Origin of the sequence: Microbacterium sp. NPDC089320 (assembly GCF_040684875.1) — a bacterium.
Classification (GTDB): Bacteria; Actinomycetota; Actinomycetes; order Actinomycetales; family Microbacteriaceae; genus Microbacterium.
This window is the reverse complement of sequence record NZ_JBFBGY010000002.1, coordinates 554,009-572,945: the sequence shown is the minus strand read 5'-3', so window position 1 is coordinate 572,945 and position 18,937 is coordinate 554,009. Positions and strand designations below refer to the sequence as shown.

The 18,937-nt window shown below is 68.1% G+C and carries 20 protein-coding genes; 12 read left to right on the top strand and 8 right to left on the bottom strand.

The genetic code is table 11. From position 1 onward, the window contains the following. Positions 1 to 4 precede the first annotated feature (4 nt). Positions 5 to 1,357, top strand: coding sequence for an FAD-binding oxidoreductase (locus tag AB0N61_RS07365; RefSeq protein ID WP_363362791.1), 1,353 nt, complete (start codon positions 5 to 7; stop codon positions 1,355 to 1,357). Between the two features lie 24 nt (positions 1,358 to 1,381). Here the strand turns inward: AB0N61_RS07365 and AB0N61_RS07360 are convergent, their stop codons facing one another. Continuing rightward, entirely contained in the window at positions 1,382 to 2,068 is a 687-nt protein-coding gene (locus AB0N61_RS07360; protein WP_363362790.1) for a response regulator, read from the bottom strand. Continuing rightward, positions 2,065 to 3,336, bottom strand: a complete 1,272-nt coding sequence (locus tag AB0N61_RS07355; protein WP_363362788.1) for an ATP-binding protein — start codon at positions 3,334 to 3,336, stop codon at positions 2,065 to 2,067. Before AB0N61_RS07355 ends, AB0N61_RS07360 begins: the two co-directional genes overlap by 4 nt. Before the next feature lie 161 nt (positions 3,337 to 3,497). Between AB0N61_RS07355 and AB0N61_RS07350 the strand changes: the two genes are divergently transcribed. Continuing rightward, a complete protein-coding gene (locus AB0N61_RS07350) occupies positions 3,498 to 4,937 on the top strand; it encodes a cation:dicarboxylase symporter family transporter (protein ID WP_363362786.1) in 1,440 nt (479 codons plus the stop codon). 59 nt (positions 4,938 to 4,996) lie between these two features. Here AB0N61_RS07350 and AB0N61_RS07345 read toward each other — a convergent pair whose 3' ends face one another. Both AB0N61_RS07345 and AB0N61_RS07340 read right to left on the bottom strand, forming a co-directional pair. Next, a complete protein-coding gene (locus AB0N61_RS07345; protein ID WP_017203061.1) occupies positions 4,997 to 5,173 on the bottom strand; it encodes a DUF5302 domain-containing protein in 177 nt (58 codons plus the stop codon). Between the two features lie 39 nt (positions 5,174 to 5,212). Then, positions 5,213 to 5,785, bottom strand: a complete 573-nt coding sequence (locus AB0N61_RS07340; protein WP_363362784.1) for a VTT domain-containing protein — start codon at positions 5,783 to 5,785, stop codon at positions 5,213 to 5,215. 154 nt (positions 5,786 to 5,939) lie between these two features. Between AB0N61_RS07340 and AB0N61_RS07335 the strand changes: the two genes are divergently transcribed. The 6 genes from AB0N61_RS07335 (at position 5,940) to AB0N61_RS07310 (ending at position 13,600) form a co-directional block, all read left to right on the top strand. Continuing rightward, a complete protein-coding gene (locus AB0N61_RS07335) occupies positions 5,940 to 7,865 on the top strand; it encodes a GDSL-type esterase/lipase family protein (RefSeq protein WP_363362782.1) in 1,926 nt (641 codons plus the stop codon). Between the two features lie 293 nt (positions 7,866 to 8,158). Next, on the top strand, positions 8,159 to 10,435 hold the full coding sequence (locus AB0N61_RS07330) for a polyribonucleotide nucleotidyltransferase (protein WP_363362780.1): 2,277 nt from the start codon (positions 8,159 to 8,161) through the stop codon (positions 10,433 to 10,435). 219 nt (positions 10,436 to 10,654) lie between these two features. Continuing rightward, positions 10,655 to 11,683, top strand: coding sequence for an aldo/keto reductase (locus tag AB0N61_RS07325; protein WP_363362779.1), 1,029 nt, complete (start codon positions 10,655 to 10,657; stop codon positions 11,681 to 11,683). A gap of 80 nt (positions 11,684 to 11,763) precedes the next feature. Then, on the top strand, positions 11,764 to 12,366 hold the full coding sequence (locus AB0N61_RS07320; protein ID WP_167944574.1) for a histidine phosphatase family protein: 603 nt from the start codon (positions 11,764 to 11,766) through the stop codon (positions 12,364 to 12,366). A 59-nt stretch (positions 12,367 to 12,425) separates the two neighbouring features. Continuing rightward, on the top strand, positions 12,426 to 13,166 hold the full coding sequence (dapB, locus tag AB0N61_RS07315; RefSeq protein WP_167944572.1) for a 4-hydroxy-tetrahydrodipicolinate reductase: 741 nt from the start codon (positions 12,426 to 12,428) through the stop codon (positions 13,164 to 13,166). Then, positions 13,166 to 13,600, top strand: a complete 435-nt coding sequence (locus AB0N61_RS07310) for a hypothetical protein (RefSeq protein ID WP_167945188.1) — start codon at positions 13,166 to 13,168, stop codon at positions 13,598 to 13,600. The genes dapB and AB0N61_RS07310 overlap by 1 nt, the downstream gene beginning before the upstream one ends. A 6-nt stretch (positions 13,601 to 13,606) precedes the next feature. On the opposite strand, the gene AB0N61_RS07305 is transcribed toward AB0N61_RS07310, so the two are convergent. From AB0N61_RS07305 to AB0N61_RS07295, 3 genes are all read right to left on the bottom strand, one after another. Next, positions 13,607 to 14,032, bottom strand: coding sequence for an OsmC family peroxiredoxin (locus AB0N61_RS07305; RefSeq protein WP_167944570.1), 426 nt, complete (start codon positions 14,030 to 14,032; stop codon positions 13,607 to 13,609). An 85-nt stretch (positions 14,033 to 14,117) separates the two neighbouring features. Further along, positions 14,118 to 14,684: a DUF4395 domain-containing protein gene (locus AB0N61_RS07300; RefSeq protein WP_363362776.1), complete on the bottom strand. Its 567-nt coding sequence runs from the start codon at positions 14,682 to 14,684 to the stop codon at positions 14,118 to 14,120. A 16-nt stretch (positions 14,685 to 14,700) separates the two neighbouring features. Beyond that, on the bottom strand, positions 14,701 to 15,114 hold the full coding sequence (locus AB0N61_RS07295) for a thioredoxin family protein (RefSeq protein WP_363362774.1): 414 nt from the start codon (positions 15,112 to 15,114) through the stop codon (positions 14,701 to 14,703). Positions 15,115 to 15,210: 96 nt separating this feature from the next. Between AB0N61_RS07295 and AB0N61_RS07290 the strand changes: the two genes are divergently transcribed. The 3 genes from AB0N61_RS07290 to AB0N61_RS07280 are packed head-to-tail and all read left to right on the top strand — an operon-like array spanning position 15,211 to position 17,254. Further along, positions 15,211 to 16,020: a thymidylate synthase gene (locus tag AB0N61_RS07290; protein ID WP_167944563.1), complete on the top strand. Its 810-nt coding sequence runs from the start codon at positions 15,211 to 15,213 to the stop codon at positions 16,018 to 16,020. Then, on the top strand, positions 16,017 to 16,493 hold the full coding sequence (locus AB0N61_RS07285) for a dihydrofolate reductase (protein ID WP_363362772.1): 477 nt from the start codon (positions 16,017 to 16,019) through the stop codon (positions 16,491 to 16,493). Before AB0N61_RS07290 ends, AB0N61_RS07285 begins: the two co-directional genes overlap by 4 nt. Then, complete coding sequence (locus AB0N61_RS07280; protein WP_167944559.1) at positions 16,493 to 17,254, top strand: SDR family oxidoreductase; 762 nt, start codon at positions 16,493 to 16,495, stop codon at positions 17,252 to 17,254. Before AB0N61_RS07285 ends, AB0N61_RS07280 begins: the two co-directional genes overlap by 1 nt. 58 nt (positions 17,255 to 17,312) lie before the next feature. Here the strand turns inward: AB0N61_RS07280 and AB0N61_RS07275 are convergent, their stop codons facing one another. Beyond that, positions 17,313 to 17,852: an NUDIX hydrolase gene (locus tag AB0N61_RS07275; protein WP_167944557.1), complete on the bottom strand. Its 540-nt coding sequence runs from the start codon at positions 17,850 to 17,852 to the stop codon at positions 17,313 to 17,315. A gap of 63 nt (positions 17,853 to 17,915) precedes the next feature. Here AB0N61_RS07275 and dapA point away from each other — a divergent pair, with 63 nt between their 5' ends. Then, the gene (gene dapA / locus AB0N61_RS07270; protein WP_167944555.1) at positions 17,916 to 18,893 is read left to right on the top strand and encodes a 4-hydroxy-tetrahydrodipicolinate synthase; all 978 of its coding nucleotides are present in this window, start codon (positions 17,916 to 17,918) and stop codon (positions 18,891 to 18,893) included. Positions 18,894 to 18,937 lie beyond the last annotated feature (44 nt).

Here is an 18,937-nt window from a genome sequence, read left to right as displayed (position 1 = left end):
CGGCATGGCCCATCTGTCTGTGCTGGACGCTGCGCGACGAGCGCTGCGCGGATCTCTCATCCTTCCGGGTGACGAGTCCTTCGATGATGCTCGCCGGCCCTGGAATCTCGCCGTCGAGCAGCATCCGCTCGGCGTCGCCTCTCCGTCCGATGTCGATGACCTGCGCGTGCTTCTCCGCGCGGCGAGCGATGCGGGCGCCACGCTCGCGGTGCAACCCACCGGGCACGGCGCGTCAGGAGACCTCGCAGGCTCCGTGATCGTGCGGATGGGAGCGTTCGACGACGTCGAGATCGACCGCGAGGTCGGAGTCGCGAGGGTCGGCAGCGGTGTGCGTTGGGGGGCCGTGGTCGACGCGCTCGAGGGGTCCGGCTGGGTGGCACCCGCCGGAACGAGTCCGGTCGTCAGCGTGGCGGGCTACACGCTCGCGGGCGGGCACTCCTGGTTCAGTCGCACCGCCGGGCTGGGCTCCGACAACCTGCGCGCGGTCTGGATCCTCCGCAGCGACGGATCGCACGAGCGCGTCGACGACGAGGTCGATCCGGATCTGATGTGGGCCGTGCGCGGTGCGGGTGCCGTGATGGGCATCGTCACAGCGCTCGAGATCGACCTGGTGCCGGCCCCCGCGGTGTGGGGAGCCGCGCTCACCTTCGAGGCGCGCGACGCCGCCACGGTGATCCGCGCGGTGCGAGATCTCGCCGCCGACGCGCCCCCGTCTCTCAATGTGTTCGTCGACTCGATGCGGATGCCCTATCTCCCGCAGCTTCCGGACGAGATCCGCGGTCGCAGCTTCCTCACGGTGCAGGCGCTGTCCTCTGACGGTTCGGCCGACGAGTTGATCCGCCGGGTGGGCCGGGCTGCCACCGTGCAGCGGCAGGATTCGGGTCCCACATCGCCGCGGGCGGTCGCTCAGGCCAGCGGTGAGCCCACCGAGCCGACCCCGGGACGCGGCGCCTCCGCAGCGCTCTCGACGCTCGACGACGAGATGATCGACGACCTGGTGCGCTTTCGAGAGATGCCCGAGCAATGGCCGATCATGGGAATCGGCATCAGAATGCTCGGCGGCGCACTGGAGAGTCCTCGGCGCGCGGGGTTCGCGACTCTGCAGGGAGTCGGGTGGCTGCTCCACGCGCTGGTGCCGGTGCTCCCCGACGCGTCGAGTGAACCGGGCGACGCGAGCATGGCGGGGTTCGCCGAGGTGCTCGCACGTGCGAAGGCACCGCACACCGTGCCGACGTTCCTCGGCCCCGGCCAGACCCTCGAGCGCTGCGCGCCGACGGCATCCGTCGATCGCCTCCGGCGCATTCGGGTGACGGCCGACCCCGAGGGGCTGCTGCACGAGGGCCGACTTCCGCGGTGACTCGGACGTCGTCCGTCCGCCGGGTCAGCCGACGCGTCGGCTCCATGCGTACTCGGTCTCCGGACGTCCCCGAGCCCCGTAGCGAGCGCTCCGCTGAACGAATCCCGTCGACGTGAGGTGCTCGAGGTACCGGCGCGCCGATACCCGTGACATCCCGAGACGCTCGGCCGCCTCGCTCGCCGACAGCGCACCAGACGTGCGGAGCTCGGCGGTGACCTTCTGCAGGGTGTCCGAGGAGAGGCCCTTCGGCAGCGGGATGACGCCGGTCGATCGCCCGAGGAGTGCGTCGATCTCGGACTGGGTCGCCTCGCCGGCGGTCGATCGCGCCTGTTCCCGATGCTCTCGGTACGCACGGAGACGCTCCTCGAACACTGCGAACGGGAATGGCTTGACGAGATACTGGTACACGCCGAGCGCGGCCATCTGTCGCACGCTCTCGGCATCGCGCACTCCGGTGATCGCGATCACGTCGACCGAGGCAGCGCGGGCACGGAGCGCTCGCAGCACGTCGATGCCGGATCCGTCCGGCATGGTGATGTCGAGCAGCACGAGGTCGTACGGCTCGTCACGCGCGTGCTCCAGCACAGCGCTCACTGCGGCTCGCGCTCCCGTGCATTCGCCGGCGATGATGAAGCCGTCGATTCTCGCGAGATAGGAGCGATGGAGCTCCAGCGTCAGAGCGTCGTCGTCGACGATGAGCGTGCGGATCACGGTGTTCGCCTCCTTCTCTGTGGAGGCAGGACGACCCTGAACGTCGTCGGGTCGGCCTCGAGGTCGACCGTTCCTCCGGCGCCGAGAACGACGGACTGCACGAGGGCGAGTCCGACCCCGCGCCCGGACGAGCCCGCCGGCTTCGTCGAGAATCCGTGCGTGAAGATCCGCGCCCGGATGTCGGGGGCGATTCCGGGCCCGCTGTCGGAGACCGCCAAGAGGATGCCACCGTCGGTCGATGGCTCGAGCGTCACCTCGACCCAGCGTTCGCTTCCGGTGGATGCGGCGTCCATGGCGTTGTCGACGAGATTGCCGAGCACTGCCACGCTGTCGACCGGAGAAAGCGGAGATCTCGGAGTCTCCGGGTCGATGTGCAGGCGCCAGTCGATGCCTCGCTCCTTCGCCTGGGATGCCTTGCCGAGCAGGAGCGCACCCACCGCCGGGTCGCCCGCCTGTCGCGCCGTGACCTGGTCGACGAGTGACTGGCTCTGCCGCGAGGTCTCGGTCAGGATGTCGATCGCCTCGTCAGCGCGGCCCAGCTCGAGCAGGGCGACCGCGGTGTGCATGCGATTGCCGTGTTCGTGGGTCTGCGCGCGCAGGGCCTCGCCGAGCGTCCTCAGCGACTCGTAGGAGGACACCGCGTCGCGCACCTGACCGGGCGGCAGATCGCCGGCGATGCGTCGGGTGAATCGTCGCGCTGCCCAGGCGCCGAGCGCGCCGAGGGCGACGAGGCCGACCGTGATGCCGAGCGACAGCGGGAGGCGACGGATCAGGGTGTCCGAGATGGTCTCGGTCGTCACGCCCGCCGACACCCAGCCGACCGGTTCGCCGCCGGCCGCGAGCACGGGGACGATGGTCCGCACCGAGGGGCCGAGGGTGCCGGTGAACACCTCGGTCAGGGGCTGAGGAGCGTCGGGGATCGTGCCGAGGTATCTCGCCCCGATCTGATCGATGTCGGGGTGGGTCACCCGGGTGCCGTCGGAGGTCATGATCGTCACGAAGTCGAGATCCGCGTCGGCGATCACGTCGAGGGCGTACGGCTCGAGGGCCTGCGTGGCCGTCGCGGCGTCGCCCGCTTCCAACGCATCGATCACGAGCGGCGAGACGGCGAGCGTCACCGCGGTGGCCGCCGTGACGCGCTCAGCCTCGGCGTGCGTGGCGCGCTGCGCGTCGATCACCAGGAAGACAGCGACGAGAGCGCCGACGACGAGCGCCGCGACGATGAGCACGGCGAACACCCGTGAGGCGATGCTGCGAGCGGGTCTCATCGCGTCCTTCCGATCGGCGGCGATCGCGGGGTCCGGCATATCGGTAGTGACCAATACGACCACAAATGGCGTCGCCGGGTGAAGTCCGCGACGGTGAGCTTACCGAAGGCGAGGGCGCCCGAGGGCATGAGACGACGACGTTCATGATCAAGGAGGAAAACATGGCCATCACCACAGGGTTCTCGCTTCCCGGGTTTCACTGGCGGCGCGGCAAGCAGGCCTGGGACAGGCACACGTGGCTGTACGTGTCGGTGATCATCGCCGTCGTGCTCGGAGCCGCGGTCGGCCTCATCTGGCCCGAGGTCGGGCAGAGCCTCGAACCGATCGGAAAGGGCTTCGTCTCGCTCATCAAGATGATGATCGCGCCGATCATCTTCTGCACGATCGTGGTGGGCGTTGGGTCGATCGCGAAGGCTGCCACCGTCGGCAAGATCGGCGGACTCGCACTGCTCTACTTCATGGTGATGTCGACGTTCGCGCTCGCGATCGGTCTGGTGGTCGGCAACATCATCCACCCGGGCGCGGGCCTCGACATGGCGAACTCCAGCTACGACGCGACGGAGACCGAGGCGAAGACCACGACGGAGTTCATCCTCGGCATCATCCCGACGACGTTCTTCTCCGCCTTCACCGGCGAGAGCGTGTTGCAGGTGCTGTTCATCGCGCTGCTCGTCGGCTTCGCGCTGCAAGGGCTCGGGGAGAAGGGCGCCCCGATCATGGATGCGGTCAAGAACCTGCAGAAGCTCGTGTTCCGCATCCTCGGCATGATCCTGTGGCTGGCGCCGCTCGGCGCGTTCGGAGCGATCGCGGCCGTGGTCGGCAAGACGGGCGTCGCCGCCATCTGGAGTCTCGGCGTGCTGATGGTCGCGTTCTACATCACGTGCATCCTGTTCATCGTGGTCGTGCTCGGAACTCTGCTCTTCGCCGTCACCCGCGTGAACATCTTCAGCCTGGTGAAGTACCTCGCCCGTGAGTACCTGCTGATCGTCGGCACCTCGTCGTCCGAATCCGCTCTGCCGCGTCTGATCGCGAAGATGGAGCACATCGGGGTCTCGAAGCCGGTGGTCGGCATCACCGTCCCCACGGGATACTCCTTCAACCTCGACGGCACGGCGATCTACCTCACGATGGCCTCGCTCTTCATCGCCACGGGTATGGGGCAGCCGATGACGATCGGCGAGCAGATCGGCCTGCTGGTGTTCATGATCATCGCCAGCAAGGGGGCTGCCGGAGTCACCGGAGCCGGACTCGCCACGCTCGCCGGCGGGCTGCAGGCGTACCGCCCCGACCTGGTCGACGGCGTCGGGGTGATCGTGGGCATCGACCGGTTCATGTCGGAGGGCCGCGCCCTGACCAACTTCACCGGAAACGCTGTCGCGACTCTGCTCATCGGCACCTGGACGCACCAGATCGATCGCGACCGTGTGCAGCAGGTGCTGAGTGGCGCGGTTCCCTTCGAGGAGTCGTCGCTCGACGGAATCGACGACCACGGGATGGGGGACGAGCGCACGGCGGTCGACATCCAAGGTCTCAAGGAATCCGCACTCGACGAGATGGCGGCGAAGCAGGAGCGCGCGCGGGCTCGGGCGGCAGGGAACTGAGAAGCAACCCCGGAGGAGGATGCGGGAGTCGACTGTCGTCGGCTCCCGCATCCATGTGGTCAACCGCTCTTGCGTCGGAACTCGCGCCGCGTCTGCGGGGCGGCCGCGCCGTGGACGGCGGAGTCGCCATCGAGGTGGGCCTCGCCCTGCCGGTGGTGCGCGTTCTTCTTCTCGAGCGCTTCCTTGAACTTGCGCTTCATCTCCTCGCTGGAGGAGGCGCCTTCTTCGGTGCTCATGCCCGCCAGCTTATGACACGCGTCACAGCGGCGGGGGGTTCACCTGCGAAACCGACGCGACGCGGTGTCGATGACGACGCCGAGTGCGACGGCGACCGCGATCGACACGAGGATCCCGATGACCGGCCCACCCGGCACGAGGACGGCGACGATCGCGCCGACCGATGCCTGGTAGGCGGCCCAGCCGAACGCCGCCACGCTCACCAGCGGCAGGTAGCGGACCGGATGGATCCTCGACGCTCCGGCGACGAGATTGATCGCCAGGCGCGCGAACGGCACGAACCGGGCGGTGAAGAGAACCGTTGCCGTCCCGGCCTCCAGGCGGACCCGTGCCGCGTCCAGCGCCTGGCGTATCCTCGGCGCGCGCATCCAGCGCCAGCGCTCGAGGCCGACGGTACGACCGATGACATAGCAGGCGGCATCTCCGACAGCAGCGGCGGCGCCCGCACACGCGATGACGGTCCACAGCGGAGGATCGCCGCTTGTCGACGCGACAGCTCCCAGAGCGGTCACGGCGACCTCGCCGGGCACGACGACGAAGAACGCGTCGCCGAGAACCAGCAGGCTCATGATGAGCAGGGCCCAGGGGCCGGTGAGCAGATCGACGGACACGCTCCCACAGTGGTCGGCGGAGGTGAACGGGAACCGACGGCGGGATAGCCGGTGAAGAGCCGTCCAGCATCCGGTGAACTTCTGGTGCTCACGCCCTGATCGTGCGTCCCTGAAGAGCCGGGGGCTGCATCCTGAGGTCGTGAGAGTCGCGATCGTGACAGAGTCCTTCCTTCCCCACATGAACGGTGTCACCGGATCCGTGCTGCAGATCCTCAGCCACCTCGAACGTGCCGGCCACGACGCGCACGTGATCGCGCCCGACGGGGTCGGCATTCCCGGGGAGGTGCACGGAGCCGCGGTCGAAGCGGTCCCCAGCCTCGCGCTGCCCGGCTACCGCAGCGTACGCGTGGGAACCCCGCCCGCGCGCCACATCGCGGCATCGCTGCGACGCTTCGAACCCGATGTGGTCCACCTGGCGTCGCCCTTCGCCCTCGGCTGGCGCGGGGCGCTCGCCGCAGAGCACATCGGGGTCGCCGCCGTCGCCGCTTATCAGACCGATGTCGCGGCGTACACGCAGAGATACCGCATCCCGATCGCGACGGGCATCGCAGAATCGCACATCGCGAGACTTCACCGTCGGGCCACCATCACACTCGCACCGTCGCCCGATTCCGCCCAGCAGCTCGCCGAGCTCGGCGTGGATCGTATCCGCCAGTGGGGGAGAGGGGTGGATGCCGAGCGGTTCCAGCCCGTCCGTCGGAGCACGGCGCTGCGCGCGGAGTGGGGGAGCGAGGTCGTGATCGGCTATGTGGGCCGACTGGCACCGGAGAAGCAGGTCGAAGATCTGGCAGTCCTGCAGACGATCCCCGGTGCGCGCCTCGTGATCGTCGGGGACGGACCGAGCAGGCCTCGACTCGAGGTGCTGATGCCGGGAGCCCGCTTCCTCGGACACCTGGAAGGCGATGCTCTCGCAGCAGCGATGGCATCCTTCGACGTGTTCGTCCACCCGGGAGAGAGCGAGACCTTCGGGCAGACGCTGCAGGAGGCTCACGCGAGCGGGGTGCCCGTCGTCGCCACCGGTCGCGGCGGTCCGCTCGGTCTCGTGCGGATGGGGATGGACGGATGGCTCTATCGCCCTGGCGACCTCGAAGACCTGCGCATGCGCGTGGCCGACCTCGCCGGGGACGCGCGCAAGCGCCGCGCATTCGGCGAAGCAGGGCGCGACGCCGTGCAGGGCCGCAGCTGGGCGAATGTCTGCGCGCAGCTGATGGGCCATTACGACGAGGCGCGAGAGCTGCGCACGGTCGACACGGGGCTGCGCGCCCGGCGCCAGATGCGACCGGATCCCGGTGCCCCCGCCGTGCCGCGCACCTGGCGGCGCTACGTCGCGCTGGGAGACTCCCTCACGGAGGGCCTGTGCGACCCGGGACCGGATGGCGCGCTTCGCGGATGGGCGGACCGACTCGCACTGCTGCTGGCCGCGCGCGGAGGGCTCCGATACGCGAACCTGGCCGTCAGATCGAAGCGCGTGCGCGATGTCTGCGGCGGCCAGCTCGCGCGAGCACTCGAACTGCAGCCGGATCTGGTGTCGATCCTCGTCGGCGCCAACGATCTGGTGAAGTCCACGGTCGACGTGCCGGCGCTCGCCGCGGAGCTGGAGGGCGCGGTCGCACGGCTTCGCAGCACCGGGGCCGACGTGGTGCTCGTCACGCCTTTCCTGCCCCGTCGGAGGGCGGCGGCGATCTATGCCAGGAGGTTCGCCGCATTCGCGACAGCCCTGTCGGGCATCGCCGCGCGTACCGGCGCTGTTCTCATCGACACCGACCTCTACCCCTCGCTTCCCGATCGCCCGAACTGGGGTGAGGACCTCGTGCACCTCAGCAGTCGCGGCCACCGATTCCTCGCGTATCGGGTGGGCGAGGTGCTCGACGTGCCGCACGCCGACGCGCTCGGGGCGCTCGACGCGGTGCTGCATGAGAACGAGCCGATCGGGGCGGGACTCTGGTGGCGCCGGCATGCGCTGCCCTGGGTGTGGCGACGACTGCACGGCCGGGCGGCCGGCGATGGCCGCGTCGCCAAGCACGACGAGTACGTCTATCTCGGACGGTCGAGCGCTCCGCGTGACGTCAGCGTGCACTGACTGGAACCCGCCTCAGACCGATACCGCGGACTTTCATTGCCGCGCTGATAGGCTGGAGGAGGTCGGCGTGTGTCGACCGCACAACTTCATATCGACTCATGGAGCGATCGGCGGAGAGCTGGTCCCCTGTGGTGGGTTCCTCGGCGCGACGTCGGGTGGCTTTCTACTGGTGGCCAGCGCAGGTGAGATTCGCGGGGATGCCCGCGCGCCCATATCCGGCTGATTCCGCTCCTTCATGAATGCGCTCGCGCGTCACACGGACTCGCGAGTCTAAACAAAGAAGGAGAGACCTCTTGGAAGGTCCTGAAATCACCGCCACCGAGGCCGTTCTCGACAACGGCCGCTTCGGCACCCGCACCATCCGCTTCGAGACCGGCCGCCTCGCGCAGCAGGCTCAGGGCGCAGTCGCCGCGTACCTCGACGGCGAGACCATGCTCCTCTCGGCCACCAGCGCAGGAAAGCACCCGCGCGAGGGCTTCGACTTCTTCCCGCTCACGGTCGACGTCGAAGAGCGTTCGTACGCAGCAGGCAAGATCCCCGGTTCGTTCTTCCGTCGCGAGGGCCGTCCCTCCACCGAGGCGATCCTCGTCTGCCGTCTGATCGACCGTCCGCTTCGTCCGTCGTTCGTCGACGGCCTGCGCAACGAGGTCCAGATCGTCATCACCGTCCTCTCGATCGCTCCGGGCGAGTTCTACGACGCGCTCGCGATCAACGCGGCTTCCGCATCGACCCAGATCTCCGGCCTCCCGTTCTCGGGCCCCGTCGCCGGTGTGCGCCTCGCGTTCATCCCCGGCCACGGAGAGCACGCGGACCAGTGGGTCGCGTTCCCGACGGCCGAGCAGGTCAGCGAGGCCGTGTTCGACCTGATCGTCGCGGGTCGCCTCGTCACGAAGTCCGACGGCTCCGAGGACGTCGCGATCATGATGGTCGAGGCTGAGGCCACCGAGGGCAGCTGGAACCTCATCAAGGCCGGCGCCACCAAGCCCGACGAGACCATCGTCGCGCAGGGTCTCGAGGCGTCGAAGCCCTTCATCGCGCAGCTCGTCAAGGCTCAGGCCGAGCTCGCTGCGACCGCATCGAAGGAGCCGGGCGTGTACCCGGTCTTCCCGCCGTACCAGGACGAGGTCTACGACTTCGTCGCCGAGCGCGCGTACTCCGACCTCGGCGACGTCTACCAGATCGCTGACAAGCAGGAGCGCCAGGCGGCCGATGACGTCGTCAAGGACCGCGTCAAGGCCGAGCTCATCGCCGCCACCGAGGCGGGCGAGCTGCCCGCGGCTGCGCCGCTCGAGTTCTCCGCGGCGTACAAGTCGGTCACGAAGAAGATCGTGCGCGGCCGCATCCTCACCGAGAGCGTTCGCATGGACGGTCGCGGTCTGGCCGACATCCGTCCGCTCGATGCAGAGGTGCAGGTCATCCCGCGCGTGCACGGCTCGGCGATCTTCCAGCGCGGCGAGACCCAGATCATGGGCGTCACCACGCTGAACATGCTCAAGATGGAGCAGCAGATCGACTCGCTGTCGCCGACCACGAGCAAGCGCTACATGCACCACTACAACTTCCCGCCCTACTCGACCGGTGAGACCGGCCGTGTCGGTTCGCCGAAGCGTCGCGAGATCGGGCACGGCTTCCTCGCCGAGCGCGCCCTCGTGCCGGTGCTGCCGAGCCGCGAGGAGTTCCCGTACGCGATCCGTCAGGTCTCCGAGGCGCTGAGCTCCAACGGCTCGACGTCGATGGGCTCCGTCTGCGCGTCGACCCTGTCGCTGCTGAACGCGGGTGTGCCGCTGCGCGCAGCCGTCGCCGGCATCGCGATGGGACTCGTCTCCGATGAGGTCGACGGTGAGACCCGCTATGCGGCGCTCACCGACATCCTCGGCGCCGAGGACGCCCTGGGCGACATGGACTTCAAGGTCGCGGGCACCAGCGAGTTCGTCACGGCGATCCAGCTCGACACGAAGCTCGACGGCATCCCGTCGTCGGTGCTCGCCGGAGCGCTGACCCAGGCCCGCGATGCGCGTCTGACCATCCTCAACGTCCTGAACGCCGCGATCGACGCTCCCGACGAGATGGCGCCGACCGCGCCTCGCGTCATCAGCGTGCAGATCCCGGTCGACAAGATCGGCGAGCTGATCGGCCCGAAGGGCAAGACGATCAACGCGATCCAGGACGAGACCGGCGCGCAGATCTCCATCGAGGAGGACGGCACCGTCTACATCGGCGCGACCGACGGACCCTCGGCCGAGGCCGCCCGTGCGCAGGTCAACGCGATCGCCAACCCGACCAACCCCGAGGTGGGCGAGCAGTTCCTCGGAACCGTCGTGAAGATCGCGACGTTCGGTGCGTTCGTCTCCCTGCTCCCGGGCAAGGACGGACTGCTGCACGTCACCGAGGTGCGCAAGCTCGCCGGTGGCAAGCGTGTGGAGAACGTCGATGACGTGCTGTCGGTCGGCCAGAAGATCCTCGTGAAGATCACGAAGATCGACGACCGCGGCAAGCTGTCGCTCGAGCCCGTGCTCGACGACGCTCCGGCAGCGGAGTCCGCTCCTGCTGAAGAGGCCGCAGCCGAGTAATCGCCAGCGCTTCGACACGAAGCCCGGGTCTGTCCTCACGGACAACCCGGGCTTCGTCGTATCCGACGTGATCAAACCGTTACAGGAAGTTCTTGCACCGTTCCCCGTATTGGTCGGGGAGTTCGCAGATCTCGCCTACTCTCGAAGTACGTACCGGGGGGTGCATTTCAGGTGATGACGCAGCCGTCGGTACGCACCGATCGACGCGGGGGTGAGGATATGCGGTTGTTCAGCGTAGGCGCAGGAGCGTCGGCTGAGAGCGCACAGCAGGGCGCAGCAGAGCACCCGTCCGCCCCCATTCCGATCATCGGTCCCGGAGTAGGGGAGAGCATCCGCGTCGCTCTCGGTGAGACCGGACTCGAGACGTTCCCGCTCATGCTCGGCGCGGCGGAGTTCGGCTGGAACGTCGATCTCGAGACGAGCCACGCGATTCTCGACCGCTATGTGGAGTTCGGCGGCAACGCGATCCACACGGCAGACGGATTCTCCGGCGGCCGCAGCGAGCACATCATCGGTCAGTGGTTGCAGTCCCGCGGGCAACGGGAACGTGCCCTGCTGAGTGTGCGGGTCGGCGCGCACGCAGACAATCCGGGCCTCGGTTCGGTGAACCTCGTGCGCGCGGTCGAGGGGTCGCTCACGAGACTCGGCGTCGAGCGCATCGACGTGCTGTACCTCGATGCCACGCTCGACCGCACGACCAATCTCGAAGACACTCTCGCGACCGTCGAATGGATGGTCGACGCCGGCAAGATAGGCGCCCTCGGAGCTTTCGGTTTCGCGCCTGAGCGGCTCGTGGAAGCGCGCATCCTCGCCTCGGCCGGGTACCCGCGCATCGAGGTCATCGATTCGCCGTACAACCTCGTGCGTCGCCAGCCGTTCGAAGGTGATCTTCGCCTCGTCGCGGGTGCGCAGAGCCTCGCGGTGACGCCCTCCCACGCCCTCGAGCACGGCTTCCTGTCGGGGCGGCACCGCAGCAAGGCGCTGATGTTGCGCGGCGTACGCGGAGAGCAGTTGCGCGGTCACCTGAACAGGCGTGGCACGAAGATCCTCCGTGCTCTCGACCAGGTCGCCACCGAGCTCGAAGTGCCGGTGGCGGCGGTGTCCATCGCGTGGCTGCTCGCTCAGCGGACCGTCGCAGCGCCGATCGTCAACACGTTCGCGACCGACCACGTCGACGAGCTGATGCAGGGGGCCGGCGTCACGCTGTCGCGCGCTCAGGTCACCGAGCTCACACGCGCCGGCAACTGAGCGTCGTAACGCCTCTGTCATAGACCTGGCATAGGGTGGAGTGAATCCCGGCAAACGCTGTCGATGAAGCGAGCGAGTTTGTGACGCATTACATATATCTGGTCAGACACGGTGAACATCAGGACGCCGAACACGGTCTCGCCGACGGACCCCTGTCGCCGCGCGGCCAGCGTCAGGCCGAGCTCATCGCCGACCGTCTCGGAGGACTGCCGCTCGATGCCGTCTGGCACTCTCCGCTCCTGCGCGCGAACGAGACGGCTCGCGCGATCGCGGAGCGACTTCCGTCGGTCGACCCCGAGCCGACCGCACTGCTGTTCGACTGCGTGCCCACGGGCATGACGGACGAGACCCCGGCCGCTTACGAACCGTTCTTCGGCTCGGTCACCGAGGCGGAGCTCGATGCGGGGCGTGCGCAGATGTTCGACGCGGTCAACGAGTTCCTGGTGCGCAAGCCGGGGGATGTGCATGAGGTGCTCATCACCCACAACTTCGTGATCTCCTGGTTCGTGCGCGAGGTCCTCGGCGCCCCGGAGTGGCGGTGGATGACCCTGAACCAGGCGCACTGCGGGCTCACCGTCATCGCTCAGAAGCAGGGCCGTCCGTGGACGCTGCTCACGCACAACGACACCGGGCACCTTCCGGTCGAGCTGCGCACGGGCATCCCCGATTCGATGCCCGTCTGATTCCCGAGACCCCGGCCCGCCGCGCCAGACGGCGCGATGCCGAGAAATAGACTGAACGCATGACCACCCAGGTAGCACTCGTCGGCGGAACCGGGAAGCTCGGATCGATCATCGGTGCGGTGATCGATGGGCTCGAAGGCTTCGAGGTGAAGCGCGTGCTGACGTCTCGCAGCGACCTCGCGGATCTCGACGGCGCCGATCTCGTGATCGATGCCACCACCCCTCAGGTGAGCGTCGACGTCGTGCGCGCCGCGGTCGAGCGTCAGATCAACATCCTCGTCGCCACGTCAGGATGGTCCGCAGAGCGCATCGCGCTGGTTCGTCCACTCGTGGAGAATGCGGGCACCGGCGCCGTCTTCATCCCGAACTTCTCACTGGGGTCGGTGCTCGGCTCAGCTCTGGCCGCCGCAGCCGCGCCTTTCTTCGGGTCGGCCGAGATCATCGAGGCGCACCACGAAGCCAAGGTCGATTCCCCGAGCGGCACGGCCGTGCGCACGGCCGAGCTGATCGCCGCCGCTCGCGCCGAGCAGGGGCCCGTCAGTGCCCCTCACGCCGACCAGCGAGCGCGTGGGCAGCAGGTGGGCAGCGTGCCGATCCACTCGCTCCGACGTCCCGGCGTCATCGCCAAACAGGAGGTCATCCTGTCCGGTCCGGGGGAGTCCCTGACCTTCACGCATGACACGGTCGATCCTGCACTCGCTTATGCTCCCGGCATCCGTCTCGCAGTGCCCTTCGCCGCTCAGGCGACCGGGGTGATCGTCGGGCTCGAGAGCATGATCGACATCGGCATCCGCTCGTGATGTCGCGAATCGGCGTGGGCCTCATGGCCGCTGCGCTGCTCGTGTACTTGGCGGTCGCCGTGTGGTTGGCCGTGATGTTCTTCGCTGTCGGCACGGCGGTGTCGATCGGCATGGGCGTCGCGCTGATCGTGCTCGCCCCGCTCGGGGCGTGGGCGCTCGTTCGCGAGATGCAGTTCGGATTCGCGGCGGATCGACTCGGCCGGGAGCTCGATGCGGAAGGGGGGATGCCTGCGGCGGAGTCCGAGCTCACGCCCAGCGGCCGTATCGCCCGCGCAGACGCCGACCCGCTCATCGCGAGGTACGCGGGTGAGGCGGATGCGGCGCCGACGGACTGGCGCGCGCGCTACCGCCTCGGCGTCGTCCAGGACGCCGCCGGGCGCCGCAAGGATGCCCGCGCCAGCATCCGCGAGGCGATTCGCATCGCTCGCGGGTGAGGGACCTCAGGCGAGAGTGGCCTCGAGTGTGATCTCGATGCCGGCCAGAGCCTGGGACACCGGGCAGCCGACCTTCGCCTCGGCGGCGATCGACTGGAACTGCTCGGGGGTGAGTCCGGGAACGGTCGCGTTGACGTTGAGGTGGCTTCCGCTGATTCCCACGCCGGGCTTGAACGTGACCGACGCGCTCGTGTTGATGCGTTCCGGAGGCGTCCCGTTCTCGGAGAGCGCGTGTGACAGCGCCATGCTGAAGCACGAGGCGTGAGCCGCCGCGATCAGCTCTTCGGGTGTCGTGGTGGTGTCGCTGCCCTCGCTGCGCGCCTTCCAGTTGATCGGAAAGGTGCCGAGCTTCGACGACGAGAACGCGACGGTGCCCGAGCCCTCTGCGAGGGATCCGGTCCAGGTGGTGGTGGCTTCGCTGGTGACGGGCATGATTCCTCCGTAGTATCGCGCCCCGCTCGGTGCGGGTCGCGTGTCCGGCCAGCCTATCGAGCAGGGGCGTGCGGCGGAACTGTGCTCAGACGGTCGAGGCCGCGCGACCGAGGATGCCTGCTCGTTGCAGCAGCAGGTAGATCTGGCATCCGAGGCAGAACGAGAACGCCGCATTGAGGAAGGCCGCGATGAATGCGGCTGCGGTCGCGATCGGCAGCGCCCACGGCACCCCGGCGAGGTGCAGCACGAGACCGATCGAGACGACGACGAGGCCGACGCCCTGAGCGAACCGCGGAGGGCGTGGGTCCTCGAGCTCGGTCGGAGGCGCGAGCCTGGGACGGATGACCCGACGGAACAGCACGCCCCATGGCGCTGTCGCGGGAGACAGGACGCTCCACAGGAACAGGAGGGCGATCACGAGCGTCATGAGGAATCCCGGGTCCAGCGCGCGCTGGGCGAGAGTCGCGGAGGCGACGGCCCAGGTGTCCGAACCCACCTCGGCGGAATCCACCGGCTGGTAGGCGAACCAACCGAAGGTCCTGGCGGTCGAGATGCCGATCAGCGCGAGGAAGGTCGCGACAAGCAGCAGCGCCGCCGTTATCGTCGCTGCGAATCGGGGCCCGCGGGGGTCGATGCCGGCCGGTGTGGTCATGTGCGTTCCGTCCTCGTCATACCGCTGCCAGTGCCTCGTTCAGAGCGTGTCGATGGGGTACGCCGTGGAACCGCGCGCGGACGGCGCCCGAGCCGTCGACCACGAACGTCGTCGGTGTCTGGAGCACCTTGTACCTGGCCGACAGGTCGGGGCGATGAGTCAGGTCGACCTCGATGTGGTCGAGACCGTTCGACTCGGCGACGTAGCTCCGGAGCATCCGTCGCACCTGCGGGCAGCGCGTGCACATCTCGGTGCTGAACTGCACCAGTGTCGTGCCCGAACCCAGCTGCGACAGCCCGGCATCGCTCGGATCGAACCTCAGGTGGCCACCCGCCCGGCGGTGGCCGTCGCGCAGACGCAGCACGACGCCGATCGCGCCGGCGAGCACGAGCAGCGCTGCGGCGAAGAGGAGTGCGACGGCGGGCGACATGCGTCGAGAATACGGGCCGTCCGCCACCCTCGGGGCCGATATGTCGCATCGTGACGATCCGACTCAAGTGTCTCGAGGGCGGGTAGTCTGGCACTCATGAGCGCAGCCGTCCCGACGCCGTACGAAGACCTTCTCCGAGACGTGCTGGAGTCCGGCACTCACAAGTCGGATCGAACGGGAACGGGCACCACCAGCGTCTTCGGTCGGCAGATCCGCTTCGACCTCTCCGAGGGCTTTCCGCTGATCACGACGAAGCGCGTGCACTTCAAGTCGATCGCCTATGAGCTCCTCTGGTTCCTCAGGGGCGACTCGAACGTGAAGTGGCTGCAGGATCACGGTGTCACGATCTGGGACGAGTGGGCGGATGCCGACGGCGATCTCGGCCCCGTATACGGCGTGCAATGGCGCAGCTGGCCCACGCCGGATGGCGACAGCATCGATCAGCTCTCGCAGGTGATCGAGCAGATCCGTCAGACTCCCGATTCCCGTCGACTGATCGTGTCTGCGTGGAACCCGGCAGACATCCCCGACATGGCGCTCGCTCCCTGCCACGCGCTGTTCCAGTTCTACGTCGCCGACGGGAAGCTCTCCTGTCAGCTCTACCAGCGCAGCGCCGACCTGTTCCTCGGCGTCCCGTTCAACATCGCGTCCTACGCCCTGCTGACGCTGATGGTGGCCCAGCAGGTCGGTCTCGAACCGGGGGACTTCGTCTGGACGGGCGGTGACTGCCACATCTACGACAATCACCTCGATCAGGTGAACGAGCAGCTCACTCGCGAACCGTATCCCTCACCGACGCTGAGATTCTCTCGAAAGCCGGAGTCGATCCTCGACTACGACTACGACGACTTCGTCGTCGAGGACTACCAGCACCACCCGTCGATCAGGGCGGCGGTCGCGGTATGACCTGGGTCGGGCTGATCTGGGCCGAGGCGCACGGCGGCGTGATCGGCGCAGAGGGCGGCATGCCGTGGAATGTGCCCGAGGACCTCGCCCACTTCAAAGAAGTCACTCTCGGCGCTCCGGTCATCATGGGACGAAAGACGTGGGATTCGCTTCCCGAGCGCTTCCGTCCGCTTCCCGGGCGCGAGAACATCGTCATAACCCGTCAGCAGGACTGGTCCGCCGAGGGCGCGCGTCGCGCTGCGACTGTGACGGATGCCGTGCGCGGCCACGAGAAGGTCTGGATCATCGGCGGCGCCGAGATCTTCCGCCTCGTGATCGCCGACGCCGACCGCCTCGAGGTCACCGAGCTTGACATCGAGGTGGCCGGCGACGCATATGCGCCGTCCAAGACCGGATGGCGGCTCGTCGACGAAGGGGAGTGGCAGACGTCACGCTCCGGCATCCGCTTTCGCTTCCTCGGATACGAGCGCTGATGCCCACCGCCCTGATCACGGGAGCGAGCGCCGGACTCGGCGCCGAGTTCGCGCGCCAGCTGGCCCGACGCCGGGCCGATCTGATCCTCGTGGCGCGTTCCGAGAGCGATCTCGAGGTCGTGGCCGCCGAGTTGCGCAGCGAATACGGCATCGCCGTCGAGGTCATCTCAGCCGACCTGTCGGTCGAGAGCGACGTCGAGCGCGTCGCCGACCGCCTGCGTGATGACTCCGATCCGGTCGACCTCCTCGTCAACAACGCAGGTTTCGGGCTCCCGTTGCAGTTCGCCGACAACGACATCGATGACGAGGTGCGCCATCTGCGCGTTCACGTGGAGGCATCGATGCGCCTGATGCATGCGGCGCTCCAGACGATGCGCGGTCGCGGCGGGCGGATCATCAACGTCGCTTCCGTCGCCGGATTCATCTCACGCTCCACATACTCTGCGTGCAAGAGCTGGGTGATCGGATTCAGCCGCTGGGCCAATTCCGAGTACGCGAGCGACGGGGTGACGGTGACCGCCGTCTGTCCCGGTTTCACGCACACCACCTTCCACGAGCGGATGGGGCTCGAGCCGGGGCGCGAGGGCGTTCCTGCAGTCATGTGGCTCGACGCTCCGAGCGTGGTCCGAGAAGGGCTGCGTGACGCGGCGCGAGGCAGAGCCGTCTCCATTCCGTCTCTGCGTTACAAGGCGATCGTCGCTGTCGCGAGCCTGTTGCCGAGCGCATTGACATCCCGCATCGCACGTCGCGGCCGCGTCTGACGACCTCCGTCGACACCGTCCGAGGCCGGGACCGCCGAGATCCGCGCGCTCGCGAGGGTCAACGGAATCGGCCGAGGCGGATACCCGCATACGTGATCGCAGCGATCGTCTCGCCGTCGCTGATGCGCCCATCGGCGATCATCGCGAGCACGTCGGCGAAGGGCACCCACGTGACGGTGTCGATGCCCTCCTCGGCCTGAGCGTGCCGCGCCCCGTCGGCATGTGTGACCGCCCGCGCGAGGAACACGTGCTCCGGAGCGTCGGCGATGCCGTTCAGAGCATTCATCGTTCCGAGGTGCACCCACTCCGCGGCGACGAACCCGGTCTCCTCCAGAAGCTCGCGTTGCGCGGCCATCACCGGATCCTCGCCGTCGCTGCCGCCCGCCGGCACCTCGATGGATCGGCCTGTCGTGTAGCGCTCGAGGGTCACCAGGCAGACCCGGTCCTCGTCGTCCATCGCGACCACGAACACCGCCGGATGCCGAACGGTCACGACACCATAGATGCCGTCGCCTCCGGGGCCGGTGATCCGGTCCTCCCGGACCTCGATCCAGCGATTCGAATACACCGTGGACGATTCGTGGGTGACCCATGCCATGAAGATGAGCCTATGCGTCCGCCTCGTCTGGGTGACGGGCATCCGAACCGATACGCTGGGGGCATGACGCACTCGGGCAACCCCTTCGGACAGGTTCTCGTCGCGCTCGTCACTCCGATGACGGCCGATGGCGAAGTCGATTGGCCAGCCGTCGAGAAGCACATCGATGACGTCATCACCGCCGGTGCTGACGGAATCGTCGTGACGGGAACGACGGGCGAGACCTCGACTCTGACGGACCCCGAGAAGCTCAAGCTCGTCGAGATCGGCAAGTCTGTCTCAGCCGGCCGCGCCAAGATCATCACGGGCGGTGGATCCAACGAGACCGCTCACGCGATCGAGCTGTACAAGGCCAGTGAGAAGGCCGGGGCTGACGGCATCATGATCGTCACGCCGTATTACAACAAGCCGACCCAGGCCGGAATCCTCACGCATTTCCGGCTGGTGGCCGACGCGACCGACCTTCCGGTGATCCTCTACGACATCCCTGGACGCACCGGCGTGCCGATCAAGTACGAGACCATCCTGCGCCTCGCGAAGCACCCGAACATCCTGGCCGTGAAGGACGCGAAGGGCGACTTCTCCGAGGTCAGCCGGGTCCTGAACCAGACCGACCTCATGTACTTCTCGGGCGACGACGCCAACGTCCTCCCGCATCTCGCGATCGGCGCGACCGGTCTGATCGGTGTGACCGCCAACGTCGCGGCGGCGCCGTACCGCGCCATCATCGACGCCGTCAACCGCGGGGACCTCACGACCGCCACGGCCGAGCACAAAAGGCTCGAGCCACTCGTGCGCGCGGTCATGACCCACGTCCCGGGAACCGTCGCCGCGAAGTACATCCTGCACGGCCTGGGCCGGATCTCGAGCCCTCGCGTGCGTCTGCCCCTGGTGGGTCCCGAAGAGTGGGAGGCCGCTCTCATCGAGGACGAGCTCGATCTCGTGAAGGACGTCCCGGGAGCAGACTTCTCCAACTTCCGCCCCGACCGCAACGCGGCTGCAGGCGGCGCCCTGCCGAAGGTGCACGGCACGACCCGCTGAGAACACACGCGCCGAGGCGCGTCACCATGAACGAACGGACGCGT